A 15,784-nucleotide genomic window follows, 5' to 3' on the forward strand; every position below is an offset into this window, starting at 1 on the left:
TGAGACCCGTCGTGGCCAGGACCGACAAGCGCCCATTCAACGTGAACGTCTTCCTCAATACGGTCGACGGCGGAAGGACTGTGGCGACGTATCGCAAGAATGAGACTGTCTATTCGCAGGGCGACCTGGCGGATGCCGTCTTCTACATCCAGAAGGGCAAGGTCAAAGTCTGCATCGTATCGGAGCAGGGCAAAGAAGCGATCGTCGCTCTCCATGAGAGCGGGGATTTCTTCGGCGAAGGCTGCTTGTCCGGCCAGCCGCTGCGGTTGGCTACAGTTTCCGCGATGTTGGACAGCGTCATTACGCGGCTTGATAAAGCATCAATCACGCGGGTGCTGCGGGAGGAGCCGAAGTTCTCAGAGATGTTCATGTCCTATTTGCTGGCGAGGAACGCCCGCGTCGAAGAGGACCTGGTAGACCAGCTTTTCAATTCGAGTGAGAAGCGTCTGGCGAGATTGCTCCTTCTGATGGCAAACTTTGGCAGGGAGGGGAACCCTCAGCCTGTCATCCCGAAGATAAGCCAGGAGACGCTCGCGGAGATGGTTGGCACCACCAGGTCGCGCGTCAGCACGTTCATGAACAAGTTCCGCAAGCTCGGGTTCATCCATTACAATGGAGATCTGGAGGTTCATAACTCCCTCCTGAACGTGGTCCTGCACGACAATCCTCACCTAAGGGACAGGGACCGTTGAGGACTGTTCTGTGTGGAACAGCCAAGTCACCTGCGCGGATGTTATATTTTAGGGGCGGTCCCACCCTCCGGACCGGACCTACAACCTAAGACCATCTCGGCGAGGCAACGGCATGACTGCCGGCGTACCGACCGCGGTCGTGCGAGTCAGAAAGATGGCTCGGCGTTGTTGGTGACGTCGGCGCGTCCGTCCCGCACCCCCCGCAAGCGGACGCGCCGGCCCCCGTATTTCATAGTCATGCACGGAGGGCTTGTGCATCGTCCGCCCCACTCAGCACCGCCTTTCGGCGACCATGATGCGTGGTGGCCATGTGATGGCTCAAGCGAACTCGGACGATCTCTTCAAGCTGGCCGTCCGAAAGCATGCACATGGCCTCAACAGTATAGCCTTGAACATCTCCCTCTTTTCCATACAAGGTCATCGAAGATTCCACCAAGACGGGTGGCGGTCAAAATGGAACTTCAATGAACCTTCCCATCTTCGCCATCAACCTCGATCGCGAGACCGGTCGCTGGAGCGAATTGCTCGCCAGCGCCGAAGCGGCCGGCCTGACCTTGCAGCGCATTGCGGCTATCGACGGCCGCGCGCTTGCCAAGGCGGACTGGACGGAGATCGATCTTCCAACCGCGCGCAAGTTGAGCGGGCGCGACATTCTGCCCGGCGAATATGCCTGTTACCGCAGCCATATCCACGCGCTGGAAACGTTCCTGGCCGGTGGCAGCGCCTATGGCCTGATTGTCGAGGACGACGTCCTCTTCAGCGAAAACACCATGCGGCGCATCGAGGCCATCATCGCCGCGGTGCCGGATTTCGACGTCATCAAGCTAAACAACCATCGCATGAGCTTCTTCATGCGCGCCGTCGAGACGACGGAAGGCGACGAGATCGGTCGCGCGCTGCATGGCCCGCAGGGCTCGGCCGCGGCCTATCTGGTGACGCGGGAGGGCGCGCAAGGGCTGTTGTCGGCGCTCGCGGTGATGAAAATGCCGTGGGACGTCGCACTCGAACGATTTTGGGATACCGGCCTGAAAGTCTATTCGGTCCGCAAAAACGTGCTCGGCTTCGCCGCCAGCAGCAAGATTTCCGGCATAGCCGGCCCCTCGGGCAGCTACAAATTCGCGCGGCTTGCCTGGCCGAGCCGGCTGGACGCTGGGGCGTTCCGGGCCAAGGACGAGTTGAGCCGCCTGCATCACGTCCTGCTGCGGCCGCCCTTGCCGCGCGAAATTCCGGATTATGCCAGGGCCGACGCGCCGCGCTACACAGTGCTTCTGGTCCTTGCGGTATTCGCCATTCTCGCCATGGCCTCCGCGGTCTGGCGCGAGGCTGACACTTACCGCTTCGCGGGGATAGCGCTCGCCGCGGTCGCAGCCATCCGCTGGTTCAGGCAGGACCTGTGGACCTACAGCAAGCCACTGATCGGATGGGTCGGCGGTCTCTGCCTGGGCTGGTCGCTCTATGTCTTCATCCGACTGGCGATCGTCTATTTCGGCACCCACCAGTTGGGTGCCGCCGAAGGCATCTACCTGTTTCCGCTGTTTTATGCGACGACCGGCTTCGCCCTCTTGCTGTTTGTCAGGCGGCCTGGGCAGCTCGTCCTCTGGTTCATGGTCCTCAGTCTTGTCTTCCTGGCGGCGGACACCGGCTATTCGGACATCCTTCACGGAACCAGACCGGAGCCTTGGCTGTTCAACAATCCCATTCACGCGTCGGTGGCGGCTGGTTTCATCTTCCTTTGCACGCTGCAATTCATGGCATACACGGCCCAAAGAACGGACCTGAACAAGGTATCCAGGATCCTGCACTGGGCGCTGTCGACAGCCGTTCTGCTGTTTGCCTTCGCCAACATCGTTGCGCTGCGGTCGAAGGGCGTCTGGCTTGCGCTCGCGCTCGTCCTGCTCCTGCTGGCGATCATGACGCTGGCGAGAGGTCATCGCCGCGAGCTGATGATCGGAGGCGGCGTGCTGGCAATCGTTGCAGCCAGCGTTGTCGCCATGCACAACATCTTCTGGTCCACCGCCGGCGACACCATGATCTTCGTCAAGAACCTGGTTTCGGATGCTTTGAGCCATGGCGTCCTCCCGGCCTTCGACCGCGCCATCGCGAGCAATACGGTTCCAGTTGCGGCCAGGGAACGGCTGATGCTGTGGGCCGATGCGATCGAGGTCTGGAAACGCCACCCGATCTTCGGAGCCAGTTCCAGCTGGCTCACCGAATGGCAGAACAGAACCTACCACCCCATGATCTTCAACGTCTTCCACAACGGCTATCTGGAGATAGCCGTGCGCTACGGCGTGGTCGGGCTGGCGTTCTTCGGCTTTCTCTACGCCTGGTCGTCCAGGCAGGTCCTGCTGGCCGTGCGGTCCAAGCTTGTCGCTCCGGCCGTATGGCCCTGCTACATCTCAACGTTGGTCTTCTTCGCCCTCACCGTCCTCAGCAATTCGAACAACCGGCTGGCTATCGGCGAGGCCTTCATGTGGCTCGCTGCCGCATTCGGCTTCTATTGTTTCTATCTTCGCCAGCAGAAGAACCTTGTCGAGCCGAGAACCTATTTTTGATGCATGTCGCCCAAAGGCGGCCCCGAGCTTGGGGCAACGACATGCATAAAAACAAAGACTTGAAGCGCGGCGCCTGAATCCGTTTCAACGCGACGCGCTTTAGATCGCCGGCGCGTCGCGCGGCGGCTCAGCTTGCTTCGCGCATCGCTTCGGCGGCCTGCAGGTCGACCGACACGAGCTGGCTGACGCCCTGCTCGGCCATCGTGACGCCGAACAGCCGGTTCATGCGCGCCATGGTGATCGGGTTGTGGGTGATGATGACGAAACGAGTCTCGGTGGTGGCGGCCATCTCGTCCATCAGATTGCAGAAACGCTCGACATTGTGATCGTCGAGCGGTGCGTCGACTTCGTCGAGCACGCAGATCGGCGCCGGATTGGTCAGGAACACGGCAAAGATCAGCGACATCGCCGTCAACGCCTGCTCGCCACCGGACAGCAGCGTCATGGTCTGCGGCTTTTTGCCGGGCGGGCGGGCCAGGATTTCAAGCCCGGCCTCGAGCGGATCGTCGGATTCGATCAGCTGCAATTCCGCCGTGCCGCCGCCGAACAGATGCGAGAACAGCCGCTGGAAATGGCTGTTGACCACGTCGAAGGCGGCAAGCAACCGCTCGCGGCCTTCGCGGTTCAGGCTCTGGATCGCTTGCCGGAGCTTGCGGATCGCCTCGATGATGTCTTCGCGCTCCGACACGATCGTCTCCAGCCGGTCGGAAAGCTCTTTCTGTTCCTCCTCGGCACGCAGATTGACGGCGCCGAGCCGTTCGCGCTCGATCTTCAGCCGGTCGAGCTGACGCTCGATCTCGGCCATTTCGGGCATCGGGCTGTCGGCCTCCAGACCGGTGTGGCGGATGACCAGGTGCGGTGGCGTGTTCAGCGTTTCCTGGATGCGCGCCTCGACCTCCAGCCGGCGTTCGTCGGCCGCGGTCAGCCGTTCTTCGGTGCGGACGCGGGTCTCGCGCGCCTCGGCCAGCGACTGGATGGCGCCGGTGGCCGCCTTGTCCATTTCGGATTGCCGGTTTTCCGCTTCCTGCAGACGGTCGGCCGCCGCCTTGCGCAAGGTCTCGGCCTCCGTCAGCTGTGACAGCAAGGCGCGCCGCTTGGCGTCGATTTCATCGGGCGCATCGGCCAGCCGCTCGCGTTCGGCCTCGGCCTCGGCCTTGCGTTCGCCAAGCGATGCGATCTGCGTCGAGGCGTTCTCGGCCCGCTCCAGCCAGTTGCTGCGCTCGGCGCCAATGGCATTGAGCCGGCGCGTGCGCGCCTCGGCTTCGCGGCGCAGCCCCTCATGCACGGCACGCGCATCGGCAAGCGTGGCGCGATCGCGGGCGACATTGGCCGCGGACTGTTCGAGCTGCAATTGCAAATCGCCTAGATCGGGCGCGTCCTGCAGCAGCATTTCGGCTTCGGCGAAGGCCGCCGAAGTCTCCTCATGGCTGTCGACGATACGGGCGCGCGCCTCATCCAGGGCCGCGCGCCGGCTCGCCAATTCGCCGCCGGCCTTTTCAGCCTCGGCCAGTGCGTTGCGGGCGGCGTCCAGCCGATGCTGGGCGTCACGCCCGGCCTGGCGCGCGTTGCGCTCGGTCTCGCTCGCCAGGCGAAGCGCGTGTTCGGCCTGGGCCAGTGCCTCCTCGGCCTGGCGCAGGACGAGCGTCGCCTGCACCGCTTCGGCATCAAGTTCGGCCAGCCGGTTCTTCTGCGCCAGCCTTTGCGCGGCCGCGGTGGGCGCATCGGCACTGGCGGTAAAGCCGTCCCAGCGCCAGAGCGCGCCCTCGCGGCTGACCAGCCGCTGGCCGGGAGCAAGAAGCGCCTGCAGCCGGCGGCCATCGCCTGATACAACGATACCGATCTGCGCCAGGCGGCGGGCAAGCTGTGCCGGCGCGTGAACGACGCTGGCAAGGCTCCTGACGCCTTCAGGCAGAGCCGCGTCGCCGGGCTGGATCTCGCTTTCGCCCCAATGCACCGGTGCGCTGCGGTCGAGCGGCACGTCGAGGTCTTCGCCAAGCGCAGCACCTAGTGCCGTCTCGAAGCCACGCTCGACGCTGATCTGCTCCAATACCGCCGGGAAGAGATCGCCGCTGGCGGCATTCAGTATCTTGGCCAGCGTGCGTGCTTCGGTCTCGATCCGTGCCAGCTCGGCCCTGGCGTCCTGCAGCGGCGGCCGGGCCGCGCTTTCGGTGGCACGGGCATCGATGACCGATTGCTCGGCCTGCGCCACGGCAGCCTCGGCCTCATCCAGCAGCGCCATCGCCTGTTCGACCAGCATGCGCTTCTCGGCCGGATCCGGCAGGCCGGCGACCTTGGAGAGGATATCAGACAGTTCCCGGTCGACATCGGCAAGCTGACGGCCGAAACGGTCGCGGCGCTCGGCGGTGTCGCGCAGCGTCCGTTCGATCTGGTTGCGCGAGGCGGCGGCCTCGGCCCGCTCGGCGGTCAGCGCGGCGAGTTTGGCTTCGCTTGCCGAAAGCGTCGATGCTGCCTGTTCGAAAGCCGCGCGGGTGCTGGCTTCGCGCTCGGCAGCACCGGCATTTTCGGAATTGAGCGCGGCTTCTTCGGTGCGAAGGCGCTCAAGAATATCCGCATTGTCGCGGACCATGCGTTCCTCGCGCGCAATGTCGCCGTCGAGTTGTTGCAGCCGGCGCTCGAGTTCGCCCTGACGGGCGCGGATGCGGCCGGCTTCCTCCTCGATCTGCGACTTGGCGATCGACAGGCGCTGGAAGGCGGCGGCAGCGGCGGCTTCCGCGTCGCGCAGCTCCGGCAGGCGGTGGGCGCCAATGCCTTGCTCCCTTGCGGCGGCCATCTGGGCTGCGGCGCGGTCACCGACCAGGGCGGTGGCAACAGCCAGCGCCGAGCGCGCCTCGCCTTCCTGTGTCTTGGCCAGTGTCCAGCGCAGATGCAGCAGCGTCGCTTCCGCCTTGCGGATATCGGCCGACAGGTTCTTGAAGCGTGACGCCTGGCGCGCCTGGCGCTTCAGACTTTCGATCTGGCTTTCCAGCTCGCCGACGACGTCGTCCAGGCGCTCCAGGTTCTGCTCGGCCGCCTTCAGCCGCAACTCGGCCTCGTGGCGACGGGTGTGCAGGCCGGAAATGCCGGCAGCCTCTTCGAGCAAGGCGCGGCGCGCCTGCGGCTTGGCCTGGATCAGCTCGCCGATGCGGCCCTGCCCGACCATCGATGGCGACCGCGCGCCGGTCGACTGGTCGGCAAACAGGAGCTGGACATCTTTGGCGCGCGCTTCCTTGCCGTTGATGCGATAGAGCGAGCCCGCCTCGCGTTCGATCCGGCGCGACACCTGCAACTCGTCGGCATCGTTGAAGGCAGCGGGCGCCGAGCGGTCGCTGTTGTCGAGGAAAAGCGTGACTTCGGCGGTGTTGCGTGCCGGGCGCGTGCCCGAGCCGGAAAAGATGACGTCGTCCATCCCGGACGCGCGCATGTTCTTGTAGGAGCTTTCGCCCATTACCCAGCGCAGCGCCTCGACCAGGTTCGACTTGCCGCAGCCATTCGGCCCGACAATGCCCGTCAGGCCGCGTTCGATGACGAACTCGCCGGGCTCGACGAAGGACTTGAAACCAAGGAGGCGAAGGCGCGAAAACTTCATTCGCGCCGCCCGCTAAGCGGATTCAGCAAAAGTGTGCCGCGGTTTCCACGGCAAGGCAAATGGGCGACCGGCGTCGGGCGCGGCCGCTTCGATGCTGCCTGAGCGTCAGAGCAGAGGGTCGATGATGGCCGACATTTCCGCAATCGACATCGCCCCCTTGTAGGTCTTACCGTTGATGAAGAAGGTCGGTGTCGAGTCGACCTTGAATTCATTGGCGCCGCGCTTTTGGACCGATCTCACATCGTCCAGAAGTTTCTGGTCCGTCAAGCAGGCCTCGAAGGACTCCTGTGTAAAACCGGCCAGCTTGGAGATCTGCAGCAGCGCATCCTTGGTATTAGGCACTCCAACCCAGTTCGCCTGCTGCCTGAACAGCACGTCCACCATGGGGAAATAGTTATCCTTGGCGCAACGCGCCAGCATGAATCCGGCTTCCGCGCTCGGATCGAACGGGAATTCGCGCAGGATGTAGCGGGCCTTGCCGGTGTCGATGTACTTGGTCTTCAGGTCCGGAAAAGTGGTCTCGGCGAAATGCGCGCAATGCGGGCAGGTCATCGAGGCGTATTCGACGATGGTCACCTTGGCGTCGTCCTTGCCAAGCTGCTTGTCGGGCAGCGCACCCGGCTTCAGCAGTTCAGCCATATCCACGGTACCCTGGGCTTCCGGTGCAGTCGCGGCGGCCGGCGTGGCCGGCTTCGCAGGCGCGGCCGGGTCCGCGGGCTTTACATCCGCCGCCTTGGCTTGCTCGTCAGAGTCGCTGCAGGCGGCGAGCAGGGCGACCGCCGGAATGGCGGCCAGCGAAGTCAGGACGTTTCTGCGAGACAAGCTTTGGCCAAACGGGGGACGGTTCATACGAATCACCTGACAAGAGTTGGATTTTGCAATGCAAAGGCACGAAAAGGCGAGAGTTGGCGCGAATTAAGGCATCTCCATCCCCAATCCAATCGCCAAACCTGACAGGGGCGATCACGAATGCGAGATATTGACGACAAATCTATGACTTCCTTTCGCCCAGAATGGTGGCGCCAAGCCTTTCCAGCGAAGCGCGCAGCCCATCATCGTCGACCAGGCCGACGGTCGAGGACAATTTCGTCTTCTCGGCCGCGGTCAGCGGCCTGAAGGTCGGTCTGCGCTTTCCTTGGTCCGCTGTCACCGGCTTCTGCAGGATCCTGATCCGGCTGATGGCGGTGAAACCGAGGAAGGCATTGACCCGGTTGATGATCTCGCCGGTCTCGTGCTGTAGGTGCAGCGCCGCCATGCCTTCGCAAGCTATGACCAGCACCGCCGGCTCGAACGGATCGTCTTCATGCATGCGGCGCGGCCACTGGATCTTTTCGGGACGCGAGCGGCTGGCAAGGCGTGGCCCGGCGATCTCTTCCCACGACTGGACGAGACCGATCGAAATGCCGGCCCGCTTGCGCAGCACCGGGTCGAGGATTTTGGTCGCAAGATCGCTGACCGGGACGGGATTGCCGTAGGGCGTTCTCCCTGCCATGTACGTTCTCCAGCCTCACCAGCATCGGCCAAGGCCAATTCCCGATCAATGGCACCAGCAGACCTGACCCGCAAGACCACACCCCCATTCGGTGCCGACATCGCGCCCCGCCTGCTCGGCTGGTACGATGTGCATCATCGCGAGTTGCCGTGGCGCATCACGCCGCGTGAGCATGCGCGCGGCGTGAGGCCCGATCCCTACCGTATCTGGCTGTCTGAAGTCATGCTGCAGCAAACCACTGTCGAAGCGGTGAAGGCCTATTTTCGCGTCTTCGTCGAGAAATGGCCTGATGTCGGGGCGCTTGCCGCGGCACCGACCGAGGACGTGATGAAGGCCTGGGCCGGACTCGGCTACTATTCCCGCGCGCGCAATCTGAAGGCCTGTGCCGACCTGGTGGCCCAGCGTGGCGGCCGGTTTCCCGACACGGAGGCCGGCCTCAGGGAACTGCCCGGCATCGGTGCCTATACATCGGCGGCGATCACGGCGATCGCCTTCGACCGCCCCGCCGCCGTCGTCGACGGTAATGTCGAACGCGTCATCTCCCGGCTGTTTTCGATCACAACGCCGCTGAGCGAAGCCAAGGCCGAGATACGCGCCCATGTCGAGCGTATGGTGCCCGGGACAAGGCCGGGCGATTTCGCGCAGGCGATGATGGATCTCGGCGCCACGATCTGCACGCCACGCCGGCCGCGCTGCATGCTGTGCCCGCTGCGCGAAGATTGCAGCGCGGTGGGTTCAGGGGACCCCGAACATTTCCCGGTGCGGCTGCCCAAGGCCGACAAGCCCCTGCGGCGCGGTGCGGCCTTCGTCGCCGTGCGGGGCGACGGCGCCGTTCTCCTGCGCAAACGGGCGGAGAAAGGCCTGCTTGGCGGCATGACCGAAGTGCCGACGACCGCCTGGACAGCGCGGATCGACGGCGCCACCACGCAAGCGGCGGCACCCTTTCCCGGCAACTGGAAGCCCACGGGGCGGATCGCCCATGTTTTCACGCACTTCGCGCTCGAGCTCGACGTGTTCCTCGCCCACACGAATGGCGAGACGCCGGCCGGCCATTTCTGGTCGCTGCCATCAGACATTTCGGGCGAAGCGCTGCCCACTGTCATGAAAAAGGCAATCGAGGCTGCGATACCCGGCGCGACGAAAAAACCGTCGCCACACAGTGCAAAGAGGCCCCATGACTGAAATCCGCCACATCGTTTTCGACATCGGCAGGGTGCTGATCCACTACGATCCGAATATTCCGTTCAGCCGCCTCATTCCGGATGCCGAAGAGAGAAAGTGGTTCTTCGACAATGTCTGCACGCATGACTGGAACATCGAGCAGGATCGCGGCCGGACATGGCAAGAGGCCGAGGCGCTGCTGATTGCGGAGCATCCCGATCACGCGGAAAACATCCGCAATTTCCGCCGCCACTGGCACGACATGGTTCCGCACGCCTATGACGACAGTGTCGCCATCATGGTCGGCCTTATCGAGAGCGGCCACGACGTGACCATGCTGACCAATTTCGCCACCGACACGCTGGCCGAGGCGCGCAAACGCTTCGATTTTCTCGAACGGCCACGCGGCGTCACCATCTCCGGCGAAGTCGGGATGATCAAGCCGGATCGCGGCATCTACGATCATCACGTCGCCGCGTTCGGGCTCGAGCCGTCGGCCACGCTGTTCATCGACGACAGCCAGAAGAACGTCGACGGCGCCAAGGCGGCCGGCTGGCAAGCGGTGCTGTTCACCGATGCCAAGACGCTTCAGGCAGACCTTGAACGCCTCGGAATCATGGCGTGATTTGAATCGCTTCCGGCGATCCGTTGATACCTTGAGTCAGCGAGAATGGTGGCAATTGGCAGGGGTTCAGGCCCCTGCCCGCTCCATGCCGAGCCGGGCAATGCGGCGAAGCTCGTCGATCGGGGTCAGGCCGCCGCTGCGCTCATAGTGCCAGAAGGTCCAGCCGTTGCAGGCATCCAGGCCCTGCACTTCGGCGCCGATCTTGTGGATCGAGCCGGCACTGTCGCCGATCGCCACGGTGCCGTCGGCGCGCACCTTGGCCGCCCAGCGCTTCTTGGCGTCGTAGAGCGTGGCGCCCGGAGCCATTAGCCCGGTGTCGATGAGGCTGACGAAGGCGACGCGCGGCTCGGCGCGCTTGCCGGTGAGCACGGTCAGGTCGGCGCCGTCCAGCGGCCGCACCGCGTCGATGCGCTCGTTGGCGGCATCGATATAGGCCTGCTCGCGCTCGATGCCGACGAAATGGCGGCCAAGCCGCTTGGCCACCGCGCCGGTGGTGCCTGAGCCGAAGAACGGGTCGAGCACGATGTCGCCCGGTTTGGTCGAGGCCATCATGATGCGAGCGAGCAGCGCTTCCGGCTTCTGCGTCGGATGCAGCTTGTCGCCATTGTCGTTCTTCAGCCGCTCGCCGCCGGTGCAGATCGGAAACAGCCAGTCGGAGCGCATCTGGATGTCGTCGTTCGAGGCCTTCATGGCTTCGTAGTTGAAGGTGTAGCCCTTGCCCTTCTGGTCGCGCGACGCCCAGATCATCGTCTCATGCGCATTCTGGAACCGGCGGCCACGGAAATTCGGCATCGGATTGGTCTTGCGCCAGACGACGTCGTTGAGGATCCAGAAGCCCAGGTCCTGCATCTTGGCGCCGACCCGGAAGATGTTGTGATAAGAGCCGATGACCCAGATGGTGCCATTGGGCTTCAGCACCCGCCGCGCCGCCAGCAGCCAGGCGCGGGTGAAGGCGTCGTAGGCCTCGAAGCTCTCGAACTGGTCCCAATCGTCGTCGACGGCATCGACCTTCGACTGGTCGGGCCGGTGCAGGTCACCATCGAGCTGAAGATTGTAGGGCGGATCGGCGAAAATGACGTCGATCGACTTTTCCGGCAGCCGATCGAGCGCGGCAACGCAGTCACCCTTGAGGATCGTGTCCAGCCATTCGGATTGCTGGGGGGCGTGGGATAGCTCGTCGAGAAGACGCACGGCAGACATTCTGACACCCAAGGCACGCGTTACAGTTTTACTCTCTGTTATGGTTACCGATCAGCGTAAATATTCGGTGAAGGCCACCGCGGATCTCCAAATTTGCGAAGACGGCCCTGTTGGTGTATGCCGCGCCGCCTGAGCCTTCCCAGGCCTCTTCATCCTACCATTGTCCGGATCACCATGCCCCAGCCAGACCTTGTCATCTTCGATTGCGACGGCGTGCTCGTCGATTCCGAAATCGTCGCCGCGCGGGTCGAGGCGGAACTGCTGACCTTGGCCGGCTACGAAATATCGCCTGAGGAACTCGCCGAGACCTACGCCGGACTGACCTTCAAGGACATCATGATGCGGGTCGAGGAGAAATCCAGCATCCCGTTCCAGGCCTCGCTGATCGACCGCGCCGAAGACCTCGTTGATCGCAAGTTGCGCAGCGACGTCCGCGCCATCGACGGCGCGCGCGAGGCGGTCGCCGCGGTCACCGTGCCGCACTGCGTCTGTTCGAATTCGCGTTCCGAGCGGATCGAATTCATGCTGGAGAAAGTGCTGCTGCTGCCGTATTTCGCCGGCCGGATCTTTTCGGCCCTGGAGATACCAAGCAAGAAGACCAAACCGGCGCCCGACGTGTTCCTGTTCGCGGCGGAGAAACTCAACGCCAACCCGGCGAACACATTCGTCATCGAGGATTCCGTGCACGGCGTCCATGGCGCCAGGACGGCCGGCATGCGCGTGATCGGCTTCACCGGCGCCGGCCACAGCTACCCCGGCCATGCCGACGCCTTGACGGAAGCCGGCGCCGAGACGGTCATTCGGCGCTGGGCGGAGCTGAAAAGCGTGATCGCCGCGCTGTCGGAGTGGTCGGCTGACGCCTGAGAGACGTGCGTCTCGACGCGAGACTAGTTCGTCGCGACAGCCTTCTTCTTGTGATTCTTCTTCGGCTTGTCCGTCGTCCCCTTTGGCGCGTTTTCATCATATCCGGCAAAGGCCTGATAGTCCTGCGCCGACGGTTCGGGCACGACGACATTGGAATCTGTGAAGACAAACTGCGTCGCGACCGACGGGTCGGTGACCTGGATCTGATACGGATGGATCTGCGAGTAGAGAACATCCGTGCCATGCATCACCGCGATACGGATCGGCATGGTGATGGTGCCGGGGGAAAATTTCGGTCCGGGCACAACCTTGCCGGCGACCGCGATCTTCATCGTCAACTGCCCGTTGGCGCGCAGGCAATCACGGGTCACGTCGCTGATCGACGCCTGGTAGATGATGTTCGCAGACTCGTCGGGCGCGGTCGCGGCCGCGTCGGCCGCGGCCTGCGCCTCCTGCGCCTGCTGCTCGGCCTCGGCCTGGTTCCTCGGCTTGCGCATGGGCTTCGACTTGGGCTTCTGCACGCCCTTGGCATAGGTGTTGAAGAAGGCCGTGCCGTCGCGCACCGTCACTCTGGGGCAATAGGCCTGCAACTGGCTAGACAGGACCTTGGGATCCTGTGGCGGCGGCGGCGCTGTCGGATCCTTCTTGCCGAAGCCGAGGTCCAGGATGCCATTGTCGCTCGATTGGCAGCCGGCGGCGGCGAGCATAAAGCCGGTAAGCGCAAGACCCGCCAAAAAGCGGCCACTGAATGTACGAAACGCCATCAAACTGCACTTCCCTCTCGCAAAGCTGGTGACGTATATCAACCGCGCGGCAAAAATGCGACTGAGCCAGCGCAGAAATTAACCACCTTGTGGTGAACGGAAAACCCAGCGGTAACGGATTTGTGACATGCACTATGTGAGTACCCGCGGCGAAGCGCCCGTGCTTGGATTTTCCGACGCTGTGCTGGCCGGACTGGCGCGCGACGGCGGGCTCTACGTGCCGCGCGAGTGGCCGCAGTTTTCCGCTGCCGAGATCCGCGCCATGCGCGGCCTTGCCTATCCTGATCTTGCAATCCGCGTGCTGTCGCCCTTCCTTGGCGACGAAATCCCGGCGCCCGTCTTCGAGCGCCTGGTTCGCGAAGCCTATGCCACCTTCCGCCACGAGGCCGTCTGCCCGTTGGTGCAGACCGGCCCCAACACCTTCATCCTGGAACTCTTCCACGGGCCGACTCTCGCCTTCAAGGACGTGGCGATGCAGCTTCTGGCCCGGCTGATGGACCATGTGCTTGCCGAACGCGACCAGCACGCCACCATCGTCGGCGCCACCTCGGGCGATACCGGCGGCGCCGCCATCGATGCCTTTGCCGGGCGCAGCCGCACCGACATCTTCATCCTTTTCCCGCATGGCCGCGTCTCGCCGGTGCAGCAGCGGCAGATGACGACGTCGACCGCGCAAAATGTTCATGCGCTGGCGATCGAAGGCAATTTCGACGATTGCCAGGGCCTGCTCAAGGACATGTTCAACGATCACGGCTTTCGCGACCGGGTTGCGCTGTCGGGCGTCAATTCGATCAACTGGGCCCGCATCATGGCCCAGATCGTCTATTATTTCTCCTCGGCGCTGTCGCTGGGCGCGCCGGACAGGCCGGTCTCCTTCACGGTGCCGACAGGTAATTTCGGCGATATCTTCGCCGGCTATGCCGCCAAGAAGATGGGCCTGCCGATCGAGCGGCTGATCATCGCCACCAACGACAACGACATCCTGGCGCGCACTTTCGCAACCGGCGAATACCGCACCAAAGGCGTCTTTGCGACCACTTCGCCGTCGATGGACATCCAGGTGTCGTCGAATTTCGAACGCCTGCTGTTCGAGGCTTCCAACCGTGACGCCGCGACCGTGCGGCGCTACATGGACGGTCTCAAGCAGTCGGGCGCTTTCACCATCGAAACCCAGCAAATCTCTGGGATGCGGTCGGAATTCGATGCCGGCCGCGCAACCATGGACGAGGTCGCCGCCACCATCCGTTCGACGCTCGCCGGCAGCAACTACCTGCTCGATCCGCACACCGCGGCAGCCGTGCATGTCGCGGCGGGCAAGGCTTCAGGCGCGGTGCCGATGGTGGTGCTTGGGACCGCCCATCCGGCAAAGTTCCCGGCCGCAGTCGAAGCCGCCAGCGGCGTCTCGCCCGCACTGCCCGCATGGCTAGGTGGGTTGATGACATCGGAGGAAAAATACACGGTACTTCCATCCGACCTGAAAATGGTGGAAGATTACGTCGGCCGCCGCGCGCGGGCGGCGCGTTAGGGAGTAGTAGCCATATGGGTGTTGAGGTAAGCCGTCTGTCGAACGGCCTGACAGTCGCCACCGAAACCCTTCAAAGCATCGAATCGGTTGCCCTTGGTGCCTGGGTCAAGTCAGGTGCCCGCAATGAACGTGACGAAGAGCATGGCATGGCCCATCTGCTCGAGCACATGGCGTTCAAGGGCACGAAAAGGCGAAGCGCTTTCGAAATCGCCTCGGAGATCGAGGACGTCGGCGGCGAGATCAACGCCGCCACCAGCGTCGAGACCACCTCCTACTATGCCAGGGTGCTGTCCGACGACGTGCCGCTGGCCGTCGACATTCTTGCCGACATCCTGCAGGAGTCCGAGTTCGACCCGCAGGAGCTCGAACGCGAGCAGCATGTGATCCTGCAGGAGATCGGCGCCGCACACGACACGCCCGACGACATCGTCTTCGACCGTTTCACCGAGACAGCCTTCCGCCACCAGACGATCGGCCGCTCGATCCTGGGCACGCCGGAAACTGTCAAATCCTTCACCTCGAAGCAGTTGCACGATTTCATCGAGCGGCAATACGGCGCAGAGCGCATGGTGATCGTCGCTGCCGGCGACATCAAGCACGACAACTTCGTGCGCGAGGTCGAAAAACAACTGGGCGGCTTCCGCAGCAAGGCCGACAGCACCATCCCGCAATATGCGCAATATGTCGGCGGCGACTTCCGTGAGGACCGCGACCTGATGGACGCGCAGATCGTGCTGGGCTTCGAGGGCCGCGCCTATCATGTGCGCGACTTCTATGCCTCGCAGGTGCTGTCGATGATCCTCGGCGGCGGCATGTCGTCGCGTCTTTTCCAGGAAGTCCGCGAAAAGCGCGGCCTGTGCTACTCGGTCTATGCCTTCCACTGGGGCTTTTCCGACACCGGCGTCTTCGGCGTCCATGCCGCGACCGGCCAGAGCGACATCGCCGAACTGGTGCCGGTCATCATCGACGAACTGCAGAAGGCCGGCGAGAAGATCCTGCAGGAAGAACTCGACCGGGCGCGCGCCCAATATCGCGCCGGGCTGATCATGTCCGCCGAAAGCCCGGCCAGCCGAGCCTCGCAGATCGCACGGCAGCTGCTTCTGTTCGGCCGGCCGATCGCCAAGGAGGAACTGATGGAACGGCTGTCGGCGCTCACGATCGAGCGGCTGACCGACCTGTCGTCGCGGCTGTTCTCGACCAAGCCGACGCTTACAGCTGTCGGGCCTGTGGGTACGCTGGCGCCATACGAGGCGATCCTCGATTCGCTTGCAGGCACGCAGACCGCGACCCGCAAGCTCGCCGTCTAAGCCCCTCAAAGCG

General features: G+C 63.7%; 12 protein-coding genes. 7 read left to right on the forward strand and 5 right to left on the reverse strand.

Annotated features, from left to right (window positions below; translation table 11 throughout):
* Positions 1–11: 11 nt before the first annotated feature.
* Both AC1DZP_RS29750 and AC1DZP_RS29755 read left to right on the forward strand, forming a co-directional pair.
* Positions 12–692, forward strand: coding sequence for a Crp/Fnr family transcriptional regulator (locus AC1DZP_RS29750; RefSeq protein ID WP_477307334.1), 681 nt, complete (start codon positions 12–14; stop codon positions 690–692).
* Between the two features lie 464 nt (positions 693–1,156).
* Positions 1,157–3,247 (forward strand): O-antigen ligase family protein, encoded by a 2,091-nt coding sequence (locus tag AC1DZP_RS29755; protein ID WP_477307336.1) that lies wholly within the window; start codon positions 1,157–1,159, stop codon positions 3,245–3,247.
* Positions 3,248–3,374: 127 nt separating this feature from the next.
* Here the strand turns inward: AC1DZP_RS29755 and smc are convergent, their stop codons facing one another.
* From smc to AC1DZP_RS29770, 3 genes are all read right to left on the reverse strand, one after another.
* A complete protein-coding gene (gene smc, locus AC1DZP_RS29760) occupies positions 3,375–6,833 on the reverse strand; it encodes a chromosome segregation protein SMC (protein WP_477307338.1) in 3,459 nt (1,152 codons plus the stop codon).
* A gap of 105 nt (positions 6,834–6,938) precedes the next feature.
* Positions 6,939–7,682 (reverse strand): DsbA family protein, encoded by a 744-nt coding sequence (locus AC1DZP_RS29765; protein WP_095091955.1) that lies wholly within the window; start codon positions 7,680–7,682, stop codon positions 6,939–6,941.
* A 142-nt stretch (positions 7,683–7,824) separates the two neighbouring features.
* Positions 7,825–8,325 carry a DUF721 domain-containing protein gene (locus tag AC1DZP_RS29770; RefSeq protein ID WP_477307340.1) on the reverse strand — a complete coding sequence of 167 codons (501 nt, stop codon included), beginning with the start codon at positions 8,323–8,325 and terminating at the stop codon, positions 7,825–7,827.
* 48 nt (positions 8,326–8,373) lie between these two features.
* On the opposite strand from AC1DZP_RS29770, the gene mutY reads away from it, so the two are divergent.
* Together mutY and AC1DZP_RS29780 are read left to right on the forward strand one after the other, a co-directional pair.
* Complete coding sequence (mutY, locus tag AC1DZP_RS29775) at positions 8,374–9,507, forward strand: A/G-specific adenine glycosylase (protein WP_477307342.1); 1,134 nt, start codon at positions 8,374–8,376, stop codon at positions 9,505–9,507.
* Positions 9,500–10,111, forward strand: a complete 612-nt coding sequence (locus tag AC1DZP_RS29780; RefSeq protein WP_477307344.1) for an HAD family hydrolase — start codon at positions 9,500–9,502, stop codon at positions 10,109–10,111. Before mutY ends, AC1DZP_RS29780 begins: the two co-directional genes overlap by 8 nt.
* 66 nt (positions 10,112–10,177) lie before the next feature.
* Here the strand turns inward: AC1DZP_RS29780 and AC1DZP_RS29785 are convergent, their stop codons facing one another.
* A complete protein-coding gene (locus AC1DZP_RS29785) occupies positions 10,178–11,311 on the reverse strand; it encodes a DNA methyltransferase (protein ID WP_477307346.1) in 1,134 nt (377 codons plus the stop codon).
* A 174-nt stretch (positions 11,312–11,485) separates the two neighbouring features.
* Between AC1DZP_RS29785 and AC1DZP_RS29790 the strand changes: the two genes are divergently transcribed.
* Positions 11,486–12,175: an HAD family hydrolase gene (locus AC1DZP_RS29790; RefSeq protein WP_477307348.1), complete on the forward strand. Its 690-nt coding sequence runs from the start codon at positions 11,486–11,488 to the stop codon at positions 12,173–12,175.
* 23 nt (positions 12,176–12,198) lie between these two features.
* Here AC1DZP_RS29790 and AC1DZP_RS29795 read toward each other — a convergent pair whose 3' ends face one another.
* The gene (locus AC1DZP_RS29795) at positions 12,199–12,939 is read right to left on the reverse strand and encodes a hypothetical protein (RefSeq protein ID WP_477226035.1); all 741 of its coding nucleotides are present in this window, start codon (positions 12,937–12,939) and stop codon (positions 12,199–12,201) included.
* A gap of 127 nt (positions 12,940–13,066) precedes the next feature.
* Here AC1DZP_RS29795 and thrC point away from each other — a divergent pair, with 127 nt between their 5' ends.
* Together thrC and AC1DZP_RS29805 are read left to right on the forward strand one after the other, a co-directional pair.
* Complete coding sequence (thrC, locus tag AC1DZP_RS29800) at positions 13,067–14,464, forward strand: threonine synthase (protein WP_477307350.1); 1,398 nt, start codon at positions 13,067–13,069, stop codon at positions 14,462–14,464.
* 14 nt (positions 14,465–14,478) lie between these two features.
* Complete coding sequence (locus AC1DZP_RS29805) at positions 14,479–15,771, forward strand: M16 family metallopeptidase (RefSeq protein WP_095091948.1); 1,293 nt, start codon at positions 14,479–14,481, stop codon at positions 15,769–15,771.
* Positions 15,772–15,784 lie beyond the last annotated feature (13 nt).

The organism is Mesorhizobium sp. P2_F8 (genome assembly GCF_056403655.1).

Bases quoted from the DNA above. Each gene is read 5' to 3' on its own strand.
- AC1DZP_RS29780 (WP_477307344.1), top strand. From the start codon at position 9,500: ATGACTGAAATCCGCCACATCGTTTTCGACATCGGCAGGGTGCTGATC.
- AC1DZP_RS29790 (WP_477307348.1), top strand. From the start codon at position 11,486: ATGCCCCAGCCAGACCTTGTCATCTTCGATTGCGACGGCGTGCTCGTC.
- AC1DZP_RS29805 (WP_095091948.1), top strand. From the start codon at position 14,479: ATGGGTGTTGAGGTAAGCCGTCTGTCGAACGGCCTGACAGTCGCCACC.
- mutY (WP_477307342.1), top strand. From the start codon at position 8,374: ATGGCACCAGCAGACCTGACCCGCAAGACCACACCCCCATTCGGTGCC.
- thrC (WP_477307350.1), top strand. From the start codon at position 13,067: ATGCACTATGTGAGTACCCGCGGCGAAGCGCCCGTGCTTGGATTTTCC.
- AC1DZP_RS29755 (WP_477307336.1), top strand. From the start codon at position 1,157: ATGAACCTTCCCATCTTCGCCATCAACCTCGATCGCGAGACCGGTCGC.
- AC1DZP_RS29765 (WP_095091955.1), bottom strand. From the start codon at position 7,682: ATGAACCGTCCCCCGTTTGGCCAAAGCTTGTCTCGCAGAAACGTCCTG.
- AC1DZP_RS29770 (WP_477307340.1), bottom strand. From the start codon at position 8,325: ATGGCAGGGAGAACGCCCTACGGCAATCCCGTCCCGGTCAGCGATCTT.
- AC1DZP_RS29795 (WP_477226035.1), bottom strand. From the start codon at position 12,939: ATGGCGTTTCGTACATTCAGTGGCCGCTTTTTGGCGGGTCTTGCGCTT.
- AC1DZP_RS29785 (WP_477307346.1), bottom strand. From the start codon at position 11,311: ATGTCTGCCGTGCGTCTTCTCGACGAGCTATCCCACGCCCCCCAGCAA.
- smc (WP_477307338.1), bottom strand. From the start codon at position 6,833: ATGAAGTTTTCGCGCCTTCGCCTCCTTGGTTTCAAGTCCTTCGTCGAG.